General features: G+C 48.0%; 21 protein-coding genes and 1 tRNA gene. 12 read left to right on the plus strand and 10 right to left on the minus strand.

Features of this window, described 5'->3' with window-relative positions:
• Window positions 1-76, plus strand: a tRNA-Gln gene (locus HHX48_RS04435).
• 139 nt (window positions 77-215) lie between these two features.
• The gene (locus tag HHX48_RS04440) at window positions 216-1676 is read left to right on the plus strand and encodes an alanine/glycine:cation symporter family protein (protein WP_191022636.1); all 1461 of its coding nucleotides are present in this window, start codon (window positions 216-218) and stop codon (window positions 1674-1676) included.
• 32 nt (window positions 1677-1708) lie between these two features.
• Here HHX48_RS04440 and HHX48_RS04445 read toward each other — a convergent pair whose 3' ends face one another.
• Complete coding sequence (locus HHX48_RS04445; protein ID WP_191022638.1) at window positions 1709-2278, minus strand: carboxymuconolactone decarboxylase family protein; 570 nt, start codon at window positions 2276-2278, stop codon at window positions 1709-1711.
• Between the two features lie 111 nt (window positions 2279-2389).
• On the opposite strand from HHX48_RS04445, the gene HHX48_RS04450 reads away from it, so the two are divergent.
• Entirely contained in the window at window positions 2390-2977 is a 588-nt protein-coding gene (locus HHX48_RS04450) for a TetR/AcrR family transcriptional regulator (protein WP_191022640.1), read from the plus strand.
• On the opposite strand, the gene HHX48_RS04455 is transcribed toward HHX48_RS04450, so the two are convergent.
• Window positions 2967-3146, minus strand: a complete 180-nt coding sequence (locus tag HHX48_RS04455) for a hypothetical protein (RefSeq protein WP_191022642.1) — start codon at window positions 3144-3146, stop codon at window positions 2967-2969. The genes HHX48_RS04450 and HHX48_RS04455 overlap by 11 nt on opposite strands.
• Window positions 3146-4327 (minus strand): FAD-dependent monooxygenase, encoded by a 1182-nt coding sequence (locus tag HHX48_RS04460; protein ID WP_191022644.1) that lies wholly within the window; start codon window positions 4325-4327, stop codon window positions 3146-3148. Before HHX48_RS04460 ends, HHX48_RS04455 begins: the two co-directional genes overlap by 1 nt.
• A gap of 292 nt (window positions 4328-4619) precedes the next feature.
• Between HHX48_RS04460 and miaB the strand changes: the two genes are divergently transcribed.
• Genes miaB through HHX48_RS04490 form a run of 6 tightly spaced genes read left to right on the plus strand, consistent with a single transcriptional unit; the run spans window position 4620 to window position 11325 of the window.
• On the plus strand, window positions 4620-6056 hold the full coding sequence (gene miaB / locus HHX48_RS04465; protein ID WP_191022646.1) for a tRNA (N6-isopentenyl adenosine(37)-C2)-methylthiotransferase MiaB: 1437 nt from the start codon (window positions 4620-4622) through the stop codon (window positions 6054-6056).
• Window positions 6057-6082: 26 nt separating this feature from the next.
• Window positions 6083-7141, plus strand: a complete 1059-nt coding sequence (locus HHX48_RS04470) for a PhoH family protein (RefSeq protein ID WP_191022648.1) — start codon at window positions 6083-6085, stop codon at window positions 7139-7141.
• Complete coding sequence (ybeY, locus tag HHX48_RS04475) at window positions 7138-7623, plus strand: rRNA maturation RNase YbeY (protein ID WP_191022651.1); 486 nt, start codon at window positions 7138-7140, stop codon at window positions 7621-7623. The genes HHX48_RS04470 and ybeY overlap by 4 nt, the downstream gene beginning before the upstream one ends.
• A gap of 21 nt (window positions 7624-7644) precedes the next feature.
• Window positions 7645-8502 (plus strand): CNNM family magnesium/cobalt transport protein CorC, encoded by an 858-nt coding sequence (gene corC, locus HHX48_RS04480; protein WP_191022653.1) that lies wholly within the window; start codon window positions 7645-7647, stop codon window positions 8500-8502.
• Between the two features lie 23 nt (window positions 8503-8525).
• Window positions 8526-10019 (plus strand): apolipoprotein N-acyltransferase, encoded by a 1494-nt coding sequence (gene lnt / locus HHX48_RS04485; RefSeq protein ID WP_317983475.1) that lies wholly within the window; start codon window positions 8526-8528, stop codon window positions 10017-10019.
• Window positions 10020-10053: 34 nt separating this feature from the next.
• Entirely contained in the window at window positions 10054-11325 is a 1272-nt protein-coding gene (locus HHX48_RS04490; RefSeq protein ID WP_191022655.1) for a Xaa-Pro dipeptidase, read from the plus strand.
• A gap of 3 nt (window positions 11326-11328) precedes the next feature.
• On the opposite strand, the gene HHX48_RS04495 is transcribed toward HHX48_RS04490, so the two are convergent.
• On the minus strand, window positions 11329-12054 hold the full coding sequence (locus tag HHX48_RS04495) for a substrate-binding periplasmic protein (RefSeq protein ID WP_191022657.1): 726 nt from the start codon (window positions 12052-12054) through the stop codon (window positions 11329-11331).
• Window positions 12055-12231: 177 nt separating this feature from the next.
• Here HHX48_RS04495 and HHX48_RS04500 point away from each other — a divergent pair, with 177 nt between their 5' ends.
• Together HHX48_RS04500 and HHX48_RS04505 are read left to right on the plus strand one after the other, a co-directional pair.
• The gene (locus tag HHX48_RS04500; protein ID WP_191022659.1) at window positions 12232-12477 is read left to right on the plus strand and encodes a DUF6482 family protein; all 246 of its coding nucleotides are present in this window, start codon (window positions 12232-12234) and stop codon (window positions 12475-12477) included.
• Between the two features lie 40 nt (window positions 12478-12517).
• A complete protein-coding gene (locus HHX48_RS04505; RefSeq protein ID WP_191022661.1) occupies window positions 12518-12784 on the plus strand; it encodes a DksA/TraR family C4-type zinc finger protein in 267 nt (88 codons plus the stop codon).
• A gap of 41 nt (window positions 12785-12825) precedes the next feature.
• Here the strand turns inward: HHX48_RS04505 and HHX48_RS04510 are convergent, their stop codons facing one another.
• Window positions 12826-13281, minus strand: coding sequence for an energy transducer TonB (locus tag HHX48_RS04510; RefSeq protein WP_191022663.1), 456 nt, complete (start codon window positions 13279-13281; stop codon window positions 12826-12828).
• A 141-nt stretch (window positions 13282-13422) separates the two neighbouring features.
• Window positions 13423-16083, minus strand: coding sequence for an ATP-binding protein (locus HHX48_RS04515; RefSeq protein WP_191022665.1), 2661 nt, complete (start codon window positions 16081-16083; stop codon window positions 13423-13425).
• A gap of 272 nt (window positions 16084-16355) precedes the next feature.
• Here HHX48_RS04515 and HHX48_RS04520 point away from each other — a divergent pair, with 272 nt between their 5' ends.
• The gene (locus tag HHX48_RS04520) at window positions 16356-16802 is read left to right on the plus strand and encodes an Hsp20 family protein (RefSeq protein ID WP_191022667.1); all 447 of its coding nucleotides are present in this window, start codon (window positions 16356-16358) and stop codon (window positions 16800-16802) included.
• A gap of 1 nt (window position 16803) precedes the next feature.
• Here HHX48_RS04520 and HHX48_RS04525 read toward each other — a convergent pair whose 3' ends face one another.
• The 4 genes from HHX48_RS04525 to greA all read right to left on the minus strand — a co-directional run bounded on the left by HHX48_RS04525 (window position 16804) and on the right by greA (window position 19366).
• Window positions 16804-17241: an RDD family protein gene (locus HHX48_RS04525; protein WP_191022669.1), complete on the minus strand. Its 438-nt coding sequence runs from the start codon at window positions 17239-17241 to the stop codon at window positions 16804-16806.
• A complete protein-coding gene (locus HHX48_RS04530; protein ID WP_191023653.1) occupies window positions 17238-17726 on the minus strand; it encodes an NUDIX domain-containing protein in 489 nt (162 codons plus the stop codon). Before HHX48_RS04530 ends, HHX48_RS04525 begins: the two co-directional genes overlap by 4 nt.
• Window positions 17727-17784: 58 nt before the next feature.
• Window positions 17785-18825, minus strand: coding sequence for an alpha/beta hydrolase (locus HHX48_RS04535; protein ID WP_191022671.1), 1041 nt, complete (start codon window positions 18823-18825; stop codon window positions 17785-17787).
• Between the two features lie 64 nt (window positions 18826-18889).
• Entirely contained in the window at window positions 18890-19366 is a 477-nt protein-coding gene (gene greA / locus HHX48_RS04540) for a transcription elongation factor GreA (protein ID WP_139756695.1), read from the minus strand.
• Window positions 19367-19395: the final 29 nt, after the last annotated feature.

The following is a 19395-nucleotide window of genomic DNA, read 5'->3' on the forward strand; positions in this document are numbered from 1 at the left end:
TGGGGTATAGCCAAGTTGGTAAGGCAGCGGGTTTTGATCCCGCCATTCGTAGGTTCGAGTCCTGCTACCCCAGCCATCCTTTTGTTCTCATCCAGACACTTTTTTCATTAGATATTCGATTATCCGTTGCAGAATAATGCCGGGGCTACTTTCGCATCTGTCCATGCGTGGTAATATGCTGGAAAATAATAAAATTTTTTCCTCAAGGATATACTGTGTTAGACACGATTGTTGCCGCTGTGAACAACGTTCTGTGGGGCGAAGGACTGGCCTTACGTGCTGATGTACCGGTTCTTGGGCCTGTTGATATCGCCACAGGCCCTCTGCTTATCTACATGCTGGTCTTTTGCGGCATCTGGTTCACCGTGAAACTCGGTGGTGTTCAGTTTAAGCATTTTTTCCATATGTTCTCTGTCATGAAAGGCAGTACACGCTCAACCAAAGAAGGCATCAGCTCATTTCAGGCCTTATGCACAAGTTTGTCTGCCAGGGTGGGTACAGGTAACCTTGCTGGTGTTGCAGTGGCCATTTCATTAGGTGGCGCCGGCGCTATCTTCTGGATGTGGATGATAGCGCTTATCGGTATGGCCACCGGGTTTGCTGAAAGCGTACTTGGTCAGCTCTATAAAGTTCGCGACGATAATGGTGAGTTTCGCGGCGGGCCCGCTTATTACATTAAGCAGGGGTTGGGAAAAACCTGGCTGGCAGTGGCATTTTCATTGTGCCTTTTCTTCGGTTATGGCTTTGTTTTCAGTGCGGTGCAGGCAAACACTATCACTGATGCGCTGGAAAATGCCTACGCCATCCCTACCCTGTATTCCGGCCTCGCGATTATCCTACTGGCGGCGCTGATTGTGGTTGGCGGATTGCGGGGAATTGCCCGGTTTGCTGAGCTGGCTGTGCCATTTATGGGCGTAGGCTATATTCTGGTTGCGTTAGTCGTCACTGCGATTAATATCACAGAGGTCCCGGCCATGCTCGGGCACATCATTTCTGCTGCGTTTGGTTTGGAAGAAGCCGGCGCTGGTGTCTTGGGCGCTGCCATTAAAAATGGTATCCAGCGTGGTCTTTATTCAAATGAAGCCGGCTCTGGGAGTGTTCCCCATGCTGCTGCAGGTGCTGCGCCTAACCCGAATCATCCGGTTTCACAAGGCTATGTACAGATGTTGGGCGTCTTTTTTGACACTATTATTCTGTGTACCTGTACGGCGTTTATCATTTTGCTGGCCGGTAATGAAAATGCCGCTGAGGGCATGGGCGGTATTGGCCTGACACAGGATGCGCTGAGCATTCATATTGGCGCATCGGGCACTGACTTCATCTCTGCGGCAATCTGTCTGTTTGCATTTACCTCGGTCGTCGCAAATTATGCATATGGTGAAAGTAATCTGCATATGTTTCACCTGGACAACAAGCCAGGCCGGTTAATTTATACCGCAGGCTATCTGGGTATGATTTTATGGGGATCCATGGCAGCGCTGCCCACAGTGTGGGCAATGGCGGATATGGCGTTAGGGCTAATGTCAGTGATTAATATTATCGCAATAATCTGGATGACGCCGACGATTGTTTCAATCAGCAAAGATTACTTCGCCAAGCGACAACGTGGTGAGCGTCCCGAATATAAACAGGGTGACTGCTCTATTCAGGGCAGTACAGAAGAAAATATCTGGTAAAAAAAAAAGGCGGCCTGCAGGCCGCCTTTTTATTATAGTTTTTCAGGATTCCATTTAAATTTTTCAAATGGTTCGTCTACTGGCGTATTGGCCAGGTGATTGGTGTAATTACTCATAACCTTTTGTGAGAGTATTTGCACGATCTCCAGCAGCTGCTGGCGGTCATATCCCACGTTAAAAAATTCGCTTAACGAATCGTCATCAATACGACCACGATTGCGGGTAATGGACAGTACTGCGTTTTTCAGTACATTCAGTTTATTGTCACTGAGTTTTTCGTCATTTCTCAGCTCATTAATAAGCTTATCTTCCACCCCCATGTTTTTAGCGATGCCAGTGTGTGCAGGCACACAGTAATGACATTCGTGCTCAACATTCACGGTTTGCCATACGACGGTCAGTTCATCTTTGTTGAACGAGGTTTCCTGCGCCAGAGCATGAAGTTTCTGATAACCTTCAAGCAGCGTCGGGGCTTCTGCCATAATGCCGTGCAAATTCGGGATCATACCAAAATCTTCTTTAGAGGCTTTTAACAGCGGTTTGGCCTTTTCCGGGGCGCTCTGCTCATCATGGATGGTGTATTCAGACTTATTCTCAGACATTATTCATACCTGCTGTTTGGTGAATGTAACTCTGTATATGGGTTTACTTGAACAATTGTTCAGGTAACAATGAAAAATCATCCTCTTTAATCAGATAACGACAGGTGCACTGTGTCTGAGCGATCTAATGAGATTCTGGATAAAGCCACAGAATTATTCTGGGAAAAAGGTTATCAGGCGACCAGTATGCGTGATGTCCAGGATAAGCTGGATATGCGCCCGGGCAGTCTCTATGCGCGCTTTCCCGGCAAATCCGCCCTGTTCGTGCAGGTCATTCAGCATTACGCAACTCAACTGCGCGCCCGCCTCGAGCTGACCTCCGATGAAACGGAGTTATTGACCGCAACGCGACGATTTTTGTCCGATGAATTACTACGCCCACCCAGCAAACGTTATCAACGTCAGTGTTTGTTAATTAACGCGATGGCAGAGCGCTCGAAACTGGGGACCGATGCCGCGCGGGCTTTAGACGACGCCCTGACGGAAATTGAAAAGGGTTTTACAACACTGGTGAGTGCACTGCAAAGCGCCGGGCAGATCACTACGTCAGTATCACCGAATCTTATTGCTACCTGGTTGCAAACACAGTTTATCGGCCTGCGCCATAGTGCGTATCGGGCCGGAAATGATGAAGCAATTCATTTTTTTATCGATAAGCTTATGCTCGATATTCAGGGACAGTGGCCCGCTACCCCCTGAACATCATCATCAGAAGCTGTATCACCAGGCTGATCATAATCAAAGGCCAGATCCATCGTGCTATTTTTGATGCCGTTTCACTGCTGACACGCATGTTAGAGCGTTCAATCAGCGGGATAATGATAAATAATGCTAAAAACAAAATCCCCAGAATAATCAGAACTTCCATTACTGGATCCCCATTGCGTATTTAAGTACCAGTCGCTTGGCAGGTATCGCACGTTGTGCCACTCTGAGCATTTTGTTACGCAACCACTTGACGGGCGGATTATCGTTACTGAACAGCCAGTAGAATCCGTCCATCGCACTCATCATCGCCAGATTATCCCGACGTCTGACCGGCTCGTACTTTTGTGCAAGCACCTCATCCAACGCGCTAATATTTTCACATGTACTGATAAGATTAAGTAACAAAGCAACATCTTTAAACCCAATATTCACGCCCTGTCCGGCCAGAGGATTAATAGTATGGGCAGCATCACCGAGCAAAATAGCCTGATGTCTGAGATAGTGCTGGGCGTGCATGCGTGTAAGGGGAAAAGCTGCTTTGCCAACGACGGAAAAATTACCCGCGTGAGCCGGAAATGCGTCTGCTATCCGCTGTTTAAGTGTAGTATGATCCATCCGGCTTAACTGCTTAACTGTTGTGGCGCTGTCGTACCAGATAAACGAGCCCATATTATCGTACATGGGTAAAAAGGCGCGCGGCCCGCTGCTGTGAAACTCCTGCCATGTCCAGTCTGCCACAGGCTCATCGAGTTTCACGACGACGCCCAACGCATGCTGTTCGTATTGCCAGCCGCTCACACCGATTCCGGCTTCGCGGCGCACCACCGACTGTGCGCCATCTGCGCCGATGACCCACCGGGCACTTATGGTTTGTTCAGAATCAAGTAACAGGTTTGCAACCGATTCCCCGTCAACATTCTGGTTAAACTGGATAGAGGCTGGGGCAGCTTGGAATAATGACAGCTTCTGACTGTGCGCATTTTCTTGCGCCGCTTGCAAACACGCCAGTTGAATGAGCCGGTTTTCAATGAAATAGCCCAGAGTATCAGTATCAGCCATACCAGCATCAAAGTCTGTACGGGCACCGTCGTCTTCCCACACTGATAAGCGGTCGTACTTACGAATACGCGCAACGGGAATATGCTGCCAGGCGCCCAGCGCTTCTAGCATCCGGGCTGATGCCAGCGATATGGCAGACACCCGCAAATCCGGCGGTTGCTCTGCGTTAAAGGGTTCAGGTAACCGGGGCTCTAACAGGGCCACTGAATATCCCTGTTGAATCAAACCTAATGCGGTTGCCGCACCTGTCATCCCTGCCCCGTTTACACAAAAATCGTACATACGCCCTCCTGCCATTTATAACGGTATTATGTCCTAATCGATGGTGGTAGTCATGAACTGTTAAACAGGTTATACGGTGATAATGAATATTTAATCCGGCGGATTGGTGAATCGCTGGGCAAAGCGCATTAAAACAGGTAAAATACGCGGCTATTTTGAACATCAACCGACACCCGCTAGTTGTAAAAAACGATACGGGTAAGCGCCATCTATTTGGTGCTCTCACGTGTGTTTTTCCTGTACCCTCAGGCATTGCTGTGTGCCGGTAATCTAACATTGTATTGTAGTGGCTATGACTAAGAAGCTGTATATCAAAACCTGGGGCTGTCAGATGAACGAGTATGACTCGGACAAGATGGCCGACTTGCTGGATTCCACGCACGGCTATGCGCGCGCTGAAGAGCCGGAAGATGCAGATGTTATTCTGCTTAATACCTGTTCAATTCGTGAAAAAGCACAGGAGAAGGTGTTTCATCAGTTAGGTCGCTGGAAGCATCTTAAAAAAGACAAGCCGGAGCTGGTTATCGGTGTCGGCGGATGCGTGGCTTCTCAGGAAGGTGACGCAATCCGGCAGCGCGCCCCGTTCGTCGATCTTGTGTTTGGTCCACAGACGCTGCACCGCCTGCCGGAAATGATTAAACAATTACAGGGCGGCGCGAAATCCGTCGTAGACGTTAGCTTTCCTGAAATTGAAAAATTTGATCGGCTGCCTGAACCTAAAGCAGTTGGCCCGACGGCCTTTGTTTCTATCATGGAAGGCTGCTCAAAATACTGCAGTTTCTGCGTTGTTCCTTACACCCGGGGAGAGGAAGTCAGCCGACCGCTCGACGATGTCCTGCTTGAGGTGGCGCAACTGGCTGAACAAGGCGTGCGTGAAGTTAACCTGTTAGGACAGAATGTTAATGCCTATCGTGGCGAGCAGGATGATGGCAGCATCTGTCGTTTTTCTGAACTGCTGGAGCTGGTGGCCGCTATCGACGGCATCGATCGCATTCGCTACACCACATCTCACCCGGTTGAGTTCACAGACGACATCATTGCAGTGTATGAAACGGTTCCTGAACTGGTTGATCATCTTCATCTGCCCGTCCAAAGTGGCTCAGATCGCATCCTGAACCTGATGAAGCGCGGGCATACCGCATTGGAATATAAGTCACGTATTCGCAAGCTGCGTAAGGTTCGCCCCAATATCAGCATGTCGTCTGACTTTATCATTGGCTTCCCCGGAGAAACCGACGCCGATTTTGAGGCAACGATGGATCTCATTCAGGCGGTTGATTACGACCTGAGTTTCAGCTTTATTTACAGCGCTCGCCCCGGCACACCCGCAGCCGATGCAGTTGATGATGTCAGCGAAGACACCAAAAAACAGCGGCTATATCTGCTACAGCAACGAATCAACCAGCAAGCTTTGCGCATCGCCAGAAACATGGTAGGCACAGAGCAACGTATTCTGGTTGAGGGACCGTCTAAAAAGAACCCAATGGAGCTGTCCGGGCGTACTGAAAATAATCGTGTGGTAAATTTTGAAGGTTCACCGGATATGGTGGGTGAATTTGTCGATGTGAAAATAACCGATGTGTTCACCAACTCACTGCGTGGCGACGTGGTGCGTCGCGAAGGTGATATGGGGTTGCGTGTGGCAGTTTCGCCCCAATCTATTACAGCAAAGCATCAGGCGACGCAGCCTGATTCACTTGGCGTGGGCCAGTTTGTCCCATCAGCCTGAACACTTTTTGCGAGGATTTAAGCAGCTTGAGTAATTTGGTAAGTAACGAATTTGTACTGGAACCTGCCGATAATAAACGTTTGTCGGTTTTATGTGGGCCGTTTGACGACAACATTAAACAGATTGAGCGTCGGCTGGGGGTTGAAATCACCTACCGGAATAACGCTTTCAAAGTTCTGGGCGAGGATGCCCAGTCAAATGGTGCGGCGCAGTTACTCAAAGATCTTTATGTAGAAACGCAGCCGGTAAAAGGCCAGCCTGCAGAGCTTACGGCTGAGCAGGTTCATCTGGCAATACAGGAATCCCGGGTGCTGGAAAAAGACAGCAGCGGTACTAGCCACGGTAAAGACGTTACTATCAAGACCAAGCGTGGGGTCATCAAGCCCCGCAACCCGAGTCAGAGTCAGTATGTGGCGAATATCGTCAACCACGATATTACCTTTGGTATCGGCCCGGCCGGTACCGGTAAAACCTATCTGGCGGTGGCGGCCGCGGTAGATGCACTGGAACGGCAGGAAGTGCGCCGTATTCTGTTAACCCGCCCGGCGGTTGAAGCCGGTGAGAAGCTGGGCTTCTTGCCTGGTGACCTGTCTCAGAAAGTCGATCCTTATCTTCGTCCGCTTTACGATGCCCTGTTCGAAATGCTGGGTTTTGAAAAAGTCGAAAAGCTGATGGAGCGAAATGTGATTGAAGTCGCACCGCTAGCCTATATGCGCGGACGTACGTTAAATGATGCCTTTATCATTCTTGATGAGAGTCAGAACACAACCACTGAGCAGATGAAAATGTTCTTAACGCGTATTGGCTTTAATTCCAAAGCGGTGGTCACTGGTGACATTACACAAATCGATTTGCCTCGCGGGGCGCGTTCTGGTTTACGTCACGCTATTGAAGTACTTAAAGAAGTCAAAGATATCTCTTTCAACTTCTTTACGGCCAATGATGTTGTTCGTCACCCGGTCGTCGCGCGCATCGTTCAGGCCTATGAGTCGTATGATTCGCAACAGGAAGCGCTCAAGCAGGCTAAAAAAGAACAGGCGCTAAAAGAGCAGCAACAAGCCAGTGATGATTCCAGCGCTTCATGACGGCACTGATCGATATACAAATGGCGTTCGACGGCGATGATACGATCGCCGCTGACATTCCCTCACCTGAAAACCTCCAGCGCTGGGCTGATACCGTCTTTGCATACCTGGCGCTCAATGATCAGGAATTCACCGCACGGTTTGTGGATCGTACAGAATCACGTACACTGAATCACCAGTATCGGGGTAAAGATAAGCCTACCAACGTGCTGTCTTTTCCCTTCGAATCACCACCGGGTATTGAGTTACCACTATTAGGTGATTTGGTTATTTGTGCACCGGTAATCAGTGAAGAAGCTGAAGCACAGAATAAGACGGTGGGTAATCACTATGCTCACATGATTGTACACGGCATTTTGCATTTGCTGGGATATGACCATATTGATGAGGCTGAGGCCCAGCAAATGGAGGCCCTCGAAATTCGCATTTTGGCTGAATTAGGCATTGACGACCCTTACCAAGACGATTACTTTGACCATTGACTAACAAATTAAACGGACACTATGAGCGACGATAATCCCCACTCTACCAACGGCTCTTCGCAAAAAAGTTGGATCGACAAAATCAAACTAACCTTTTCCGGAGAGCCGCAAAGCAAGCAAGATCTGGTAGAAGTTATCACCGAAGCGGAACAGCGCGAAGTTATTGATCCCCAGACGCGGGAAATGATCGAAGGCGTGATAAGTGTTAATGACATGCGTGTCAGAGACATTATGATTCCCCGCACACAAATGACCACCATTGATATCGATCAGAAAGTGGAAGAATTTCTTCCCATTATGCTCGAATCCGCTCACTCCCGCTTTCCCGTTATCAGCGAAGACAAAGACCACATTGAAGGCATTCTGCTGGCTAAAGACTTGCTGGTTTACATGTTCAACTCCGAGCAGGAGTTCAATTTAAAAGAAGTGATTCGTCAGGCCGTTATCGTTCCGGAAAGCAAACGGGTGGATGTACTGTTAAAAGAGTTTCGTCAGCAGCGTTATCACATGGCTATTGTGGTGGATGAGTATGGCGGCGTATCCGGACTGGTTACTATCGAAGACATTCTGGAATTAATAGTAGGTGAAATTGAAGATGAATACGATACCGAAGAAGACGGTACCGATGATATTCGTCCTTTGAACAAATATACCTATTCCGTTAAAGCGTTGACGCCGGTCGATGAGTTTAATGCATTCTTTGAAACCAGTTTCAGTGAAGAAGAAGCCGATACGATCGGTGGCATTGTTTTAAAAGCGTTTGGCCACATGCCTGCCACTAACGATGAAATCTCCATCGGAGATATTCATTTTAAAGTTACAAACTCAGATAAACGACGCCTGGTACAGCTAAAAGTGACCATTCCCTCTCTGGAGTAATTCTTCTGAACGCGTTTTTTTCTGTGGCTCTGCTGATTATAAGCGGGGCCAGTCTGACATTTGCATTTTCTCCGTTTTACGCCTGGCCAGTTACGTTTCTGGCTGTGGTCATTGCTATCCGGCAACTGCATACACGACCAGCCTCCGGGTTTTCTACCGGGTGGTGGTTTGGCCTGGGCTGGTTTGGTGCAGGGATCAGCTGGGTTCACGTCAGTATCGCCACATTTGGCGGCATGCCGCTCATAGCATCAGTGGGCATCATGGCACTATTGTGTGGATACCTGGCCCTTTTCCCTGCTCTTGCTTTTTATCTGACTAAACGGTTTTTTACGCCCGCACTATGGCCCATGTCACTACCCGCCACCTGGTTTTTTACCGAGTGGCTGAGAAGCTGGTTATTAAGCGGTTTTCCCTGGCTGTCCCTCGGATACAGCCAACTCGAAAGTCCACTGGCAGGATGGTTTCCGGTTATTGGTGAAACCGGCGTTACAGCGCTGGTCATGTTGGTGTGTACTGCTACTGCCATCTGGTCTTTCAGCAAAAAGCTGGTGCCTGTTGTACTGCTGATCGCCATCACTGCGATAAGCGGTATGGTGCTTAATCAGCATCGGTGGGTCACCACCACTGACCAACATACTGTGAGCATGGTGCAGGGCAACATCGAGCAATCTATCCGCTGGGAGCCTGAACAGGATGCGCCCACTATGGCGATGTACCAGGCAATGACTACACCTCTGTGGAGCAGCGATATTGTGATATGGCCTGAAGCGGCCGTGCCCAAGTTGGAATATCTTGCAAACGGCTATTTGCACGCGCTGGATGAAAAAGCAGCATCCACTCAGACCGCTTTAATCACCGGGATTGTTGATTATAATTTTGAAACCAAAAATTCCTGGAACACGATGATTGTGCTGGGAACTAAATCTGCCGGGGAAGCCGGTCACTATCGCTATGGCGGTAGCAACCGGTATCAAAAACACCATTTACTGCCTGTTGGCGAGGTTGTGCCATTTGAGAGCATTTTACGCCCTCTGGCCCCGCTTTTTGACCTGCCAATGTCATCCTTTTCACGAGGCGGGTTTGTGCAGGAAAATATTGTGGCTAACGGCGTGCGCATGGCGCCGGCATTATGCTTTGAAATCGCTTTTCCCCGCCAGGTTTCAGCCAACGTCCATCAGGATACCGGCATGATTATTACCGTAAGCAACGATGCCTGGTTTGGTAAATCTCACGGTCCGGCGCAGCATTTACAAATCGCCCGTGTCAGGGCGAAAGAATTGGGGCGTCCGGTAGTCAGAGCCACCAATAATGGCATTACCGCCTTCATTGATGATGCGGGTAACGTAACCAGCCGTTTGCCACGATTTGAGCGTGCCAGTTTAACGGAGAGCGTATCCGCCACCACCGGATTTACACCCTATCGCTTTTTGGGTGAGTGGCCAATGGTCATTCTGTTGCTGATAAGTGTCGGAACTGCTCTGTATTTACAAAACGGGCAAAAAAACAGCGATAAGTAAGCACCGTTTTCAACTTTCAAATGTCAGGTGAACCATGCGTTATCTTTTAAGTTTTATTTTAGTGATCGTTTCGCTGCCGGCTTTATCAGCGTCCCTGGTTGTGACAGCTGACCGGATGCTGGATGTAAAGCGTGGTAAGCTCATCAATGACGCCGTGGTGGTAATAGAGGATAACGTTATCAGTCAGGCAGGAAGCGCCCAAGATATCACTATTGATAACGATGCCCGGATTATCCGACTCGGTGATGCAACGCTGCTGCCGGGACTGATGGACATGCATGTGCACCTGACCAGCGATGCTGCCACACATGGCTACAAGCGATTGGGCGTATCAGTGCCACGAGCGACGCTCAAAGCAGTGAAACACGCATCAGATACATTGCACGCCGGATTTACCACAGTGCGCAATGTCGGAGCACCCGGATTTGCCGACGTCGCTTTGAAAGACGCAATCAACGCGGGTGAAATAACAGGTCCCCGGATGTTTGTGGCCGGTCCCTCGCTTGGCGTAACCGGCGGGCATTGTGACAATAACCTTTTGCCCTTTGACTATGCCCAGACCAGTGACGGTGTTGCCGACGGCCCCTGGGAGATTCGCAAAGCGGTTCGTCGTAATATCAAATACGGGGCTGATCTTATCAAATTTTGCGCAACCGGTGGCGTCTTGTCCAAAGGTACCAAAGTGGGTGCACAACAATATACTGCTGAAGAAATGCAGGCATTGGTGGAAGAAGCGCACCTTCGTGGCCTGACCGTCGCTACGCATGCCCATGGCACATCGGGTATAAAAGCAGCCATACGCGCCGGGGTCGACTCTGTTGAACATGCCAGCTTGTTAGATGATGAGGCCATCAGGCTGGCAGTAGAAAATAACACCTATTTATCCATGGATGTTTATGTGACCGAGTATATCCTGAGTGAGGGGAAAGCGGCGGGCATCCTTGAAGAGAGCCTGGCTAAGGAACGGACCGTGGGTAAAACACAGCGGGAAAGTTTCAGCAAAGCCGTCAAGGCAGGCGTTAAAATGGTATTTGGTTCTGATGCGGGCGTTTATCCGCACGGTGATAATTCCCGACAGTTTGCGCGGATGGTTAAATTTGGCATGACGCCCTTACAGGCCATACAGGCAGCAACAATCAATGCTGCATCACTGCTTAAACAGCAGGACAAACTGGGCAGTGTTGAACCGGGAATGCTGGCAGATATTATTGCAGTTCCGGGAAATCCGTTGGAAAAAATTCAGGTGTTGGAAAATGTTACGCTGGTGATTAAAAACGGGGAAATAATCAGACAACCTGAAGACTGAAACTCACGGCCATCGGCGGTATATATTTTTCAGCTCGCCTTTCGCTCTCATATTGTTTAACTCCGTCTCAAATGCATCGCGCAAGGCTTCATCTTTGATTATCGCCCCATATGGACGCGCCTCAAAAATGGGGTGAATGGCGAGCTTTATATCCGGGTAGTATTGCCTCATTATATAGGTCAGCAATCGGCGCTCTCCGATAACCACATCGGTTCTTTCATTTGCCAGTAATTTCAGTTGCGCCTCTCTGTCAGCGATCTCCAGATAGTGATCGTCAGCAATGATATTGGCAAACGTTTCCCCAAGCACATACCGGGCGGTTTGATAAGTAACAATGCTTTTACCCGCCAAATCGTCAATTGTATCGATCGTCATGTTTCTGCTGCTCAAGGTGACGGCAACATCTTCGAATGGGAGATAAGGTGAAGTCTGAAAGCCTATTGCAGAATCAAACGCCGCCGGGCTGGCGATATCATACTTACCGTTTCTGAAATCCTCTATCAGCCGATTGTATACGAGCAGGTGAAAGTCTGGCTGATAGCCAAGTCGCTCAGAGATACTGCTGATAATATCGACGTCGATGCCGACCACACCGCGTTCTTCATCATAATAAGCCCAGGGCGGACCAACATTCACCGCTACTGACAGTGTTTTTTGCGCGCTCACACTGATACTGAAAAGCAGTAAAATCAATGCTGTTAAGCGCTTACAAATTTTGGCAATACGCATGTTTCCAACCTACTCAGGCGCTCGGAGGGGGTGTAGTCAGCCGCACTTTTTTATCGGCCAGATCTTTCAAAAGTTAAATAGAAAAAGCATGCTTCATTTGCCGCATTACCCAACTTTAATGATCACTTTATCAGTCTCAGGGTTACATATATACATTATTATACAATGAGATGAATTATGAATTTATACATTGAGTCGCTGGAGGGGGGCTACTACGTTGTCGCTACTGGTGAGCAAGACAACCGTAAACCGCTTATGGCATCCCAGGATAAACCAAAGACATTTAATTCTATCGATGAAATCAGAACGCATTTCGAAGATAAGACGTTCGATGAAGTATGGTTACGTCAGGCGACGCCCTATGAAGAAATGGTGGGTCAGGCTGACAACGATTCAGAACTTGAGATCGAAATAAAATGGTAACGCTACCCTAAGCGTATTGTTTAAATAACCGGAGACAACTATGGCAGGTGGATGGGCCAAAGATGGTGCAGTTCAGGAACAAATTGATGCGAGCGTCGAAGACGGAGTGGCCCGGGCTAAGGGCAGTATTCCTCAGGGTGAAAGTGCCGAGTTCTGTGAGCTCTGTGATGAGCCTATTTCACAGGCCCGACGCGAAGCAATACCGGGCGTACAAATGTGCATTGAGTGCCAGACTGAACAGGAGAAAAAGACGCAATCTGTGTCGGCGATGAATCGTCGAGCCAGTAAAGACAGCTTACTGCGATAACGTTGTCGCTACCGCAACTGATTTTTCATCACCCAGTTGCGTTATCGATTGCTGAGGTTTTCACATCGCTGCGCAGCTTCGTTTGCATTACCAGCCTTTTCAGGCGTAAAACTTATCGAGACTGAGGTCAGCACTGGCGTTTTATCCGGGTTGCCTTCAGCTGGCTTGTAACGCCAGCGAGCAAGCGCGGCAAGTACGTGCCGGTCAAACATGCCTTCAGGATATGAATTAGTAATCTTATATCCATCAGCGCGCCCCTTGCTGTTGATCAGAAAAGTGACACCTGTGCAGCCTGCGAGACTTTCTCTGGCAGCTGCCGGAGGCAGCGCCGGATCTTTTCTTGTTGCCAGAATCCAGTATTTTTCCAACAGATGTTGACCATCTTCTGCGGTCAGGTCGACATATTTTTGCGGATAGACATGTTCAGATTTTGCAGAATCAGTGGTGTTGCAGCCAACAGCTATCAACGGAAATAATAACAAACCAAATTTTTTCATCGCTCGTCCTTGTAGCTAAAAAGCGGTAGCGCCATTTGCTTACCGCTTACATCTTCTCTTTTACACCGTGATATTTAACGTTACGCTGTCTTTGACCATCGCTGTCATTATCAGGCGTTTTTTTGCTTTCACTCAGAGTTTTTACTTGAGAACTGAGCGAATTGTGTCGGTGGATAACGGTTTCACAAAATGCTGCTCAAACCCGGCTTCCTTCGACTCCTCGATATATTTTTCTGTGCCCCACCCGCTTTGCGAGAAGAACCTGACATTCTGTGCCTCGGGTAGTTTTTTAAGGATTCGGCATAACTCATAGCCATCGATGTCAGGCATGCCAATATCAAGAAAAACAAAGTCAGGTTTAAAGCGCTTAAACGCTTCTTCGGCCTCTTTGGGCGAGGTGATACCTGACGCTTCAAGCCCCATTGCCTCAGACAGTAAGCAGTATGTATCGACAAGATCGGCATTATCATCGACAAACATTATCTTTTGTTGGCGAGTGGATGACACTGGCGTAGATTCTGTATCCGACTCTTCAAAGGCCTGTTTTGAAATCGGTAAACGCACCTCGAAAGTGCTGCCTTTGCCCTGCCCTTCACTGAATACTGAAATATCGCCGTGATGTAATGTTACCAGCTTATGCACTAGCGTAAGGCCGATACCCAGTCCACCTTTGGTGTGGGTAGAATGCGCATCAATTTGCGTGAACATGTTAAAGACATCTTTGAGCCGGTCTTCGGGAATGCCCATACCGTTATCTTCAACAGCCACCACGACCATTGGACCTTCTTCGCGAACGTTTATAGAAATTTCGCCTTTGTCTTCAGTATACTTGGCCGCATTGTGAATGATATTTGAAAAAATCTGACTCAACCGGGCTTTGTCACCAAATACAGTGACGCCATCCTGAAGATAGTGAAGATCCAGTTCATGATTTTTGGCCTTGATGTGCTGGTCAACAATTTCCAGTGAATCGGAAATAACGTCCTGAATGTTGACCTTCTCAAACTCCAGTTTCACTTTGCCTCGTGTGATCCGCGACACATCCATTAAGTCGTTAATCAACTTAGACATATACTCAGCCTGACGATTGATGATAGAAGTCACTCGCGCCCGGGTAGCTTCATCTGAGGCCGTCTCTAAAATACTGGCGCCTGACATAATAGGCCCAAGCGGATTGCGAAGCTCATGCGCCAGTGTTGCTAGAAACTCATTGCGATACTGATCCTGCTTTTCCAGCTCTTCAATACTGATATGCATGCGCTCCTGCACCTCCAGTGCGTAAACCAGAAACATGCGGTTCAGGCGATTTGCAGTATCAATATCTGCCTTATCAAATTCAGTTGAGCGCCCCGTGATCGTTCTCTCATTAACCTGAAAAGTGGTGCGTGGCTTTAACCGCTCTTCTTTTGATGCAGCCTCGGATTTTTCACCTTCAGAGCCTATCCATTTTTGTACACGATGTTCCTCTTTTCTGAACCAGGCCGTGAAATACTGCTTTTTTTCAAATAATGGAATAATCAGAATGCCGGCAATATTGTAATGCTCAGCTTCTGGCCACTCTTCATACAGCGCGTCATTTTCATAAGGAAATCCGGTCGTGTTCCGGGCGCTGCTAAATATAGATTTAATTAAATCTACTGGCAGGGTGTCACCTAAAACAATGGTTTCGTATTGTGAGAAGTAAATAAATCCGCAGCTATTCATCGCCTCCAAAAAGGCTTTCTCGCCGCTTTTCACAACCCGGCCGATGGGATTAGAGGGGCCGATTTTATCCAGCATGCCATCGACAGCTTTATCGATTTGCTGTTTTTTCTTACGCGCAATTTCTTCCTCTTTGGCCCGTAAGTGCCAGCTGAATAACTGACTTAAGTTTTCACACTGAAGCCGAACATCCTGAGGGATATATTTTGCGTCGCGATGATGACAGGAAATCAATCCATAAAGCTCGCCCTCAGTGACCAGTGAGATTGAAAAAGATGCTCTCAACCCCTGATTCCTGATGTACTGCAAGTGAATAGGGGAAAAACGCCGTAATAGCGAGCGGGTAAGATCAAGGGGTTCGCGATTTGATTGTTCAATGGATGGGATCAGCGCTGCGGCCGGTAATTCTGTATCAGGGGTCAATCTAACCCAGTTTTGCGTGTACAGCTCGCGCGCCTGACTGGGTATATCGCTGGCAGGAAAATAAAGATTCTTATAAGAATCCATATCGTCTGCCTTTGCTTCAGCAATCACCTTTCCAGAATAGTCATCATGGAATTTGTATAGAACCACCCTATCCATATTTGTTAAATACCGGATGGTTGACACCATTTCCTGCGCCATCTCGCTTAACGAATTCATCTCTTTAAAACGTGGTGCCACCGACATGGCATACAGCTTGATAAATTGTTCTGCGCTATAGGCATCTCTGAATTCGGTCGCCGGCTCTAATTCGACAACGTACTTGCCGTTTGCATTGTAAACCACAGCAAGATAATCGTTATCGGTATCGGGTTGCAGTAATGCTTCATCAAGCTCAATTTTGATTGGCAGGCGGATTTTATTCGCTGACACCCGTTCGAAAGTATCTTTTAAAAACGCTTTCGTATCGGTTTTGGGACAAAGGATATCGATGAAGTGTTTGTCCAGAATAGATTCTTTGAAGATTTGCTGTGTATTTTCGCTGACAACACTTATCGTCAGGTCATCATCTTCGAAGGCAATCAAAAAACCATAACTTTGAATAGCTTCCGGAATATGAATAGGTTCATCTTCACAATTTTCAAAATTAAACGTTATCTCGCCACTCTTATCAGACATTCAACTATTCCGTAATACCTGGCCTACTTTCATATAGTTATAGTTGGGCCATAAAAAAATACTGTTCATATTTACAATTTTTGTCATTGGCGAGATCACACTTGTACGTGGGCTGGCTATTATTTAATGTGGATAACGGTGTCACGTTTTTATCTGTGGACAAACGTGTAAACTAACAACGATTTTTCAACACCGGTTGAAACTGAACAGCTATCTGATGCTCCGTCCAAGAGGTCAGACTATTACATATTGCTTGAAGAAGGATATGCCCTATGCGCTCTATAGATTTAACGCCCTTATACCGCTCGTTTATCGGCAGTGACCATCTGGCCAGCCTTATTGATGCTGCCACGCAATCTGAAAAACAAAGTGGTTATCCACCGTATAACGTAGAAATTCTCAGCGAGACCAAATACCGTATTACTATGGCGGTCGCAGGCTTCAGACAGGAAGAAATAAATATTGAGATGCTTGAGAACACGCTGACCATTTCCGGAAAAAAAGAGCCCCGCGAGACGGGTGCGCCAGAGCGAACATTTCTGCATAAAGGCATTTCCGACCGCGGCTTTGAGCGAAAATTTCAGCTGGGAGACAATGTCAAAGTATTAGGTGCGGATTTAGAGCACGGTTTACTTAACATCGACATGGAGCGGATTCTGCCTGAAGCTAAAAAACCTCAAAAGATCGCGATCAGTAAAAGGCTTTCGGATCTGAGATAGATTATTTACGCACGTACTCAGGCATGTTGCGGATCACCGCCGTGCCTGACAGGTAATCGTGAAAACCCCGTTTGTTTTTATCAAAAATAATCCATATAAACCCCAGAAACAGCGGCACGATTGATATGATATAAGCAAAGTAGCGAACCACCGATTTGGTAACTGATGGTTTTGCGCCAGTGTTAAAGTCAACCACCTGAATCCCAAGTAACATTTTTCCTGGCGTCCCAAGGTACTTCTGCCAGAACCAGATAGTAAGCACAAACGGAAGAATATAGCCCAGTGTCACGTTCAGCCAGTTAACTTCACCACTGCTGGCAATCAGTACTGAGCCCATCGTCAGGGTGACCGGGACAGTGATAAACAAGAAAAACATCACTGTGTCGACCAGAACGGCTAAAAATCGACGCATAAAACCTGCCGGTTCAAATTCAGTCATAGGTATCCTTTTAAACGAGCCAGCCCCAGGGCATTGCAGGTTGAGGCATCTTTAATTTGCCCGCTGATAATTTTTTCGTCCAGCTCATCCAGCGATAACTGGTGAACCGTAAGGCCCTCTTCTTCCGGATCCAGCTGCTGCTCACCGGCGGTAAGCTCGCGTGCCAGATAAATATGGTATCCCTGATTGCACATACCATAAGCCAGATACTGAAACCCCACATGCTCCATAGTGCCCGCTGTCAGACCTGTTTCTTCCTTTAGCTCACCAGCAGCGAGTGTCAGCGGATCAACACCCGGCGCGTCATCCCAGGTACCCTGTGGAAATTCAAGCTGGCGCTCGCCGACTGGATACCGATATTGCTCAACCATATAAACCTGATGATTGTGTACAGGAATAATAATGGCAAAATGCGGCTTTTCTACCACACTGTACAAGCCCTTCGCGCCGCTGGGACGTTCAATCTCATCTTCTCTGACGGTCATCCACCGGTTTTGATAAACCGTTTTAGAGCGCAGTGTTTTTATCTCTGTTTTGTCTTTATCACTCACTCACGGATTCCTGTTTTGTCATACTTATGATACCCGGGATATTTTCAAACCAGTCAACGAACATTTCATGCTCTTTCTGCCCCACCATAATCGGGGAAACATGCGACTCCTCGTCATTCACATAGCGCTGCACATGAGGGTACTGCCATCCACCTTCATTACTGATATTACTGACCGGATCAGTCTGCGCGCCATATACCAGTGTGGGTACACCCAAAAGTGGTATCGCCGGTAGCATATCAGTTTGCGCCATCGTCACCCCACCGCGGGTAAGGGCCAGTTCAGCGCCCGCTTCTATTGAACTGTCCGGTACCAGCATATTCAGCCAGGGGCTGAACGTTTGCGCCACACCCAGCGACGCTTTATCAAAACGCTGCATCGGCGCCAGCAATACTAATCCGTCTGCCGCCTGGCTTTCGCGCGCGGCATTGACCGCCGCCAGTGCGCCCATTGAGTGACCAACAACAATAAGCGGACGTGGTGCGTCTTTTAATTCGGTACTGATAAAATCAGCCATTTCCCGGCCGTCGGCAACTCCATAGCTTCGTTGCGAGTTTGCCTCGCCATGACCGGGCAAATCCGGCGCGACCACATCAAACCCCAGATAATGGAAGTAGCTTATGGTAAATGCCCAGATATTCTTATCCCCGCCATGACCATGAAGCAGGAGCACCGTACCTTGATATTGATTCTCCAGCTGCTCGTCTAACAGCAGCACTTTTTCTACCACTTTTGAGCCTGAATCCACGCTCGATGTTAATTTCAGACCGTATTCGGACGTGGATGCAGTATTGGTATCGGTTGGTTGAGCAGGAGAAGCCGCACTGTACAAATATTGCGTGCAAAATGACGTGGTACTGCTGCAATAATCCCTCGTGGAGACATTTATTATTTTATATAACTCGTCAACACTTCCCTTACTGAAAACAGGTTTCAACTTTGCATTTTCAATCTCATCAGCGACTAAACCGGCGCAGCCGGAAACCAGGAAAACCAGTGCGCAGATATTTGTTATGGTGAGAAAGCGTTTCACTGTTTTTTGTCCTTAAAAAAACCATTCCTGTTACAAACAAAAAGGGAGCCTCGGCTCCCTTTGCTTAAATATATTCTACTTCAGTAATTTCAAACTCAACGGTACCAGAGGGCGTTTCGATGTTCACCACATCATCTACCTCTTTGCCAATCAGGCCCCGCGCGATGGGCGAGTTAACCGAGATCAGATTGTTTTTGATATCCGCCTCGTCGTCACCCACAATGCGATAGCGGGTTTCTTTATCGGTTTCAAGGTTCATGATGGTCACCGTTGTGCCAAAAATAACCTTGCCGGTGTTTTCCATTTTGGTCACATCGATAATTTGCGCGTTGGAAAGCTTACCCTCGATATCCTGAATACGGCCTTCGCAAAAGCTTTGTTGCTCGCGCGCCGCATGATACTCAGCGTTTTCCTTCAAATCGCCATGCTCGCGCGCTTCGGCGATGGATTCGATAATGCGGGGGCGCGTTACAGTTTTCAGTTCGTTAAGCTCGTTGCGCAGAAGCTCTGCACCGTGAGCAGTCATTGGATACTGAGCCATGGTATTGTCTCACCTGTGTTTTTTGGATT

The organism is Salinimonas profundi (genome assembly GCF_014750655.1).
Classification (GTDB): Bacteria; Pseudomonadota; Gammaproteobacteria; order Enterobacterales; family Alteromonadaceae; genus Alteromonas; species Alteromonas profundi_A.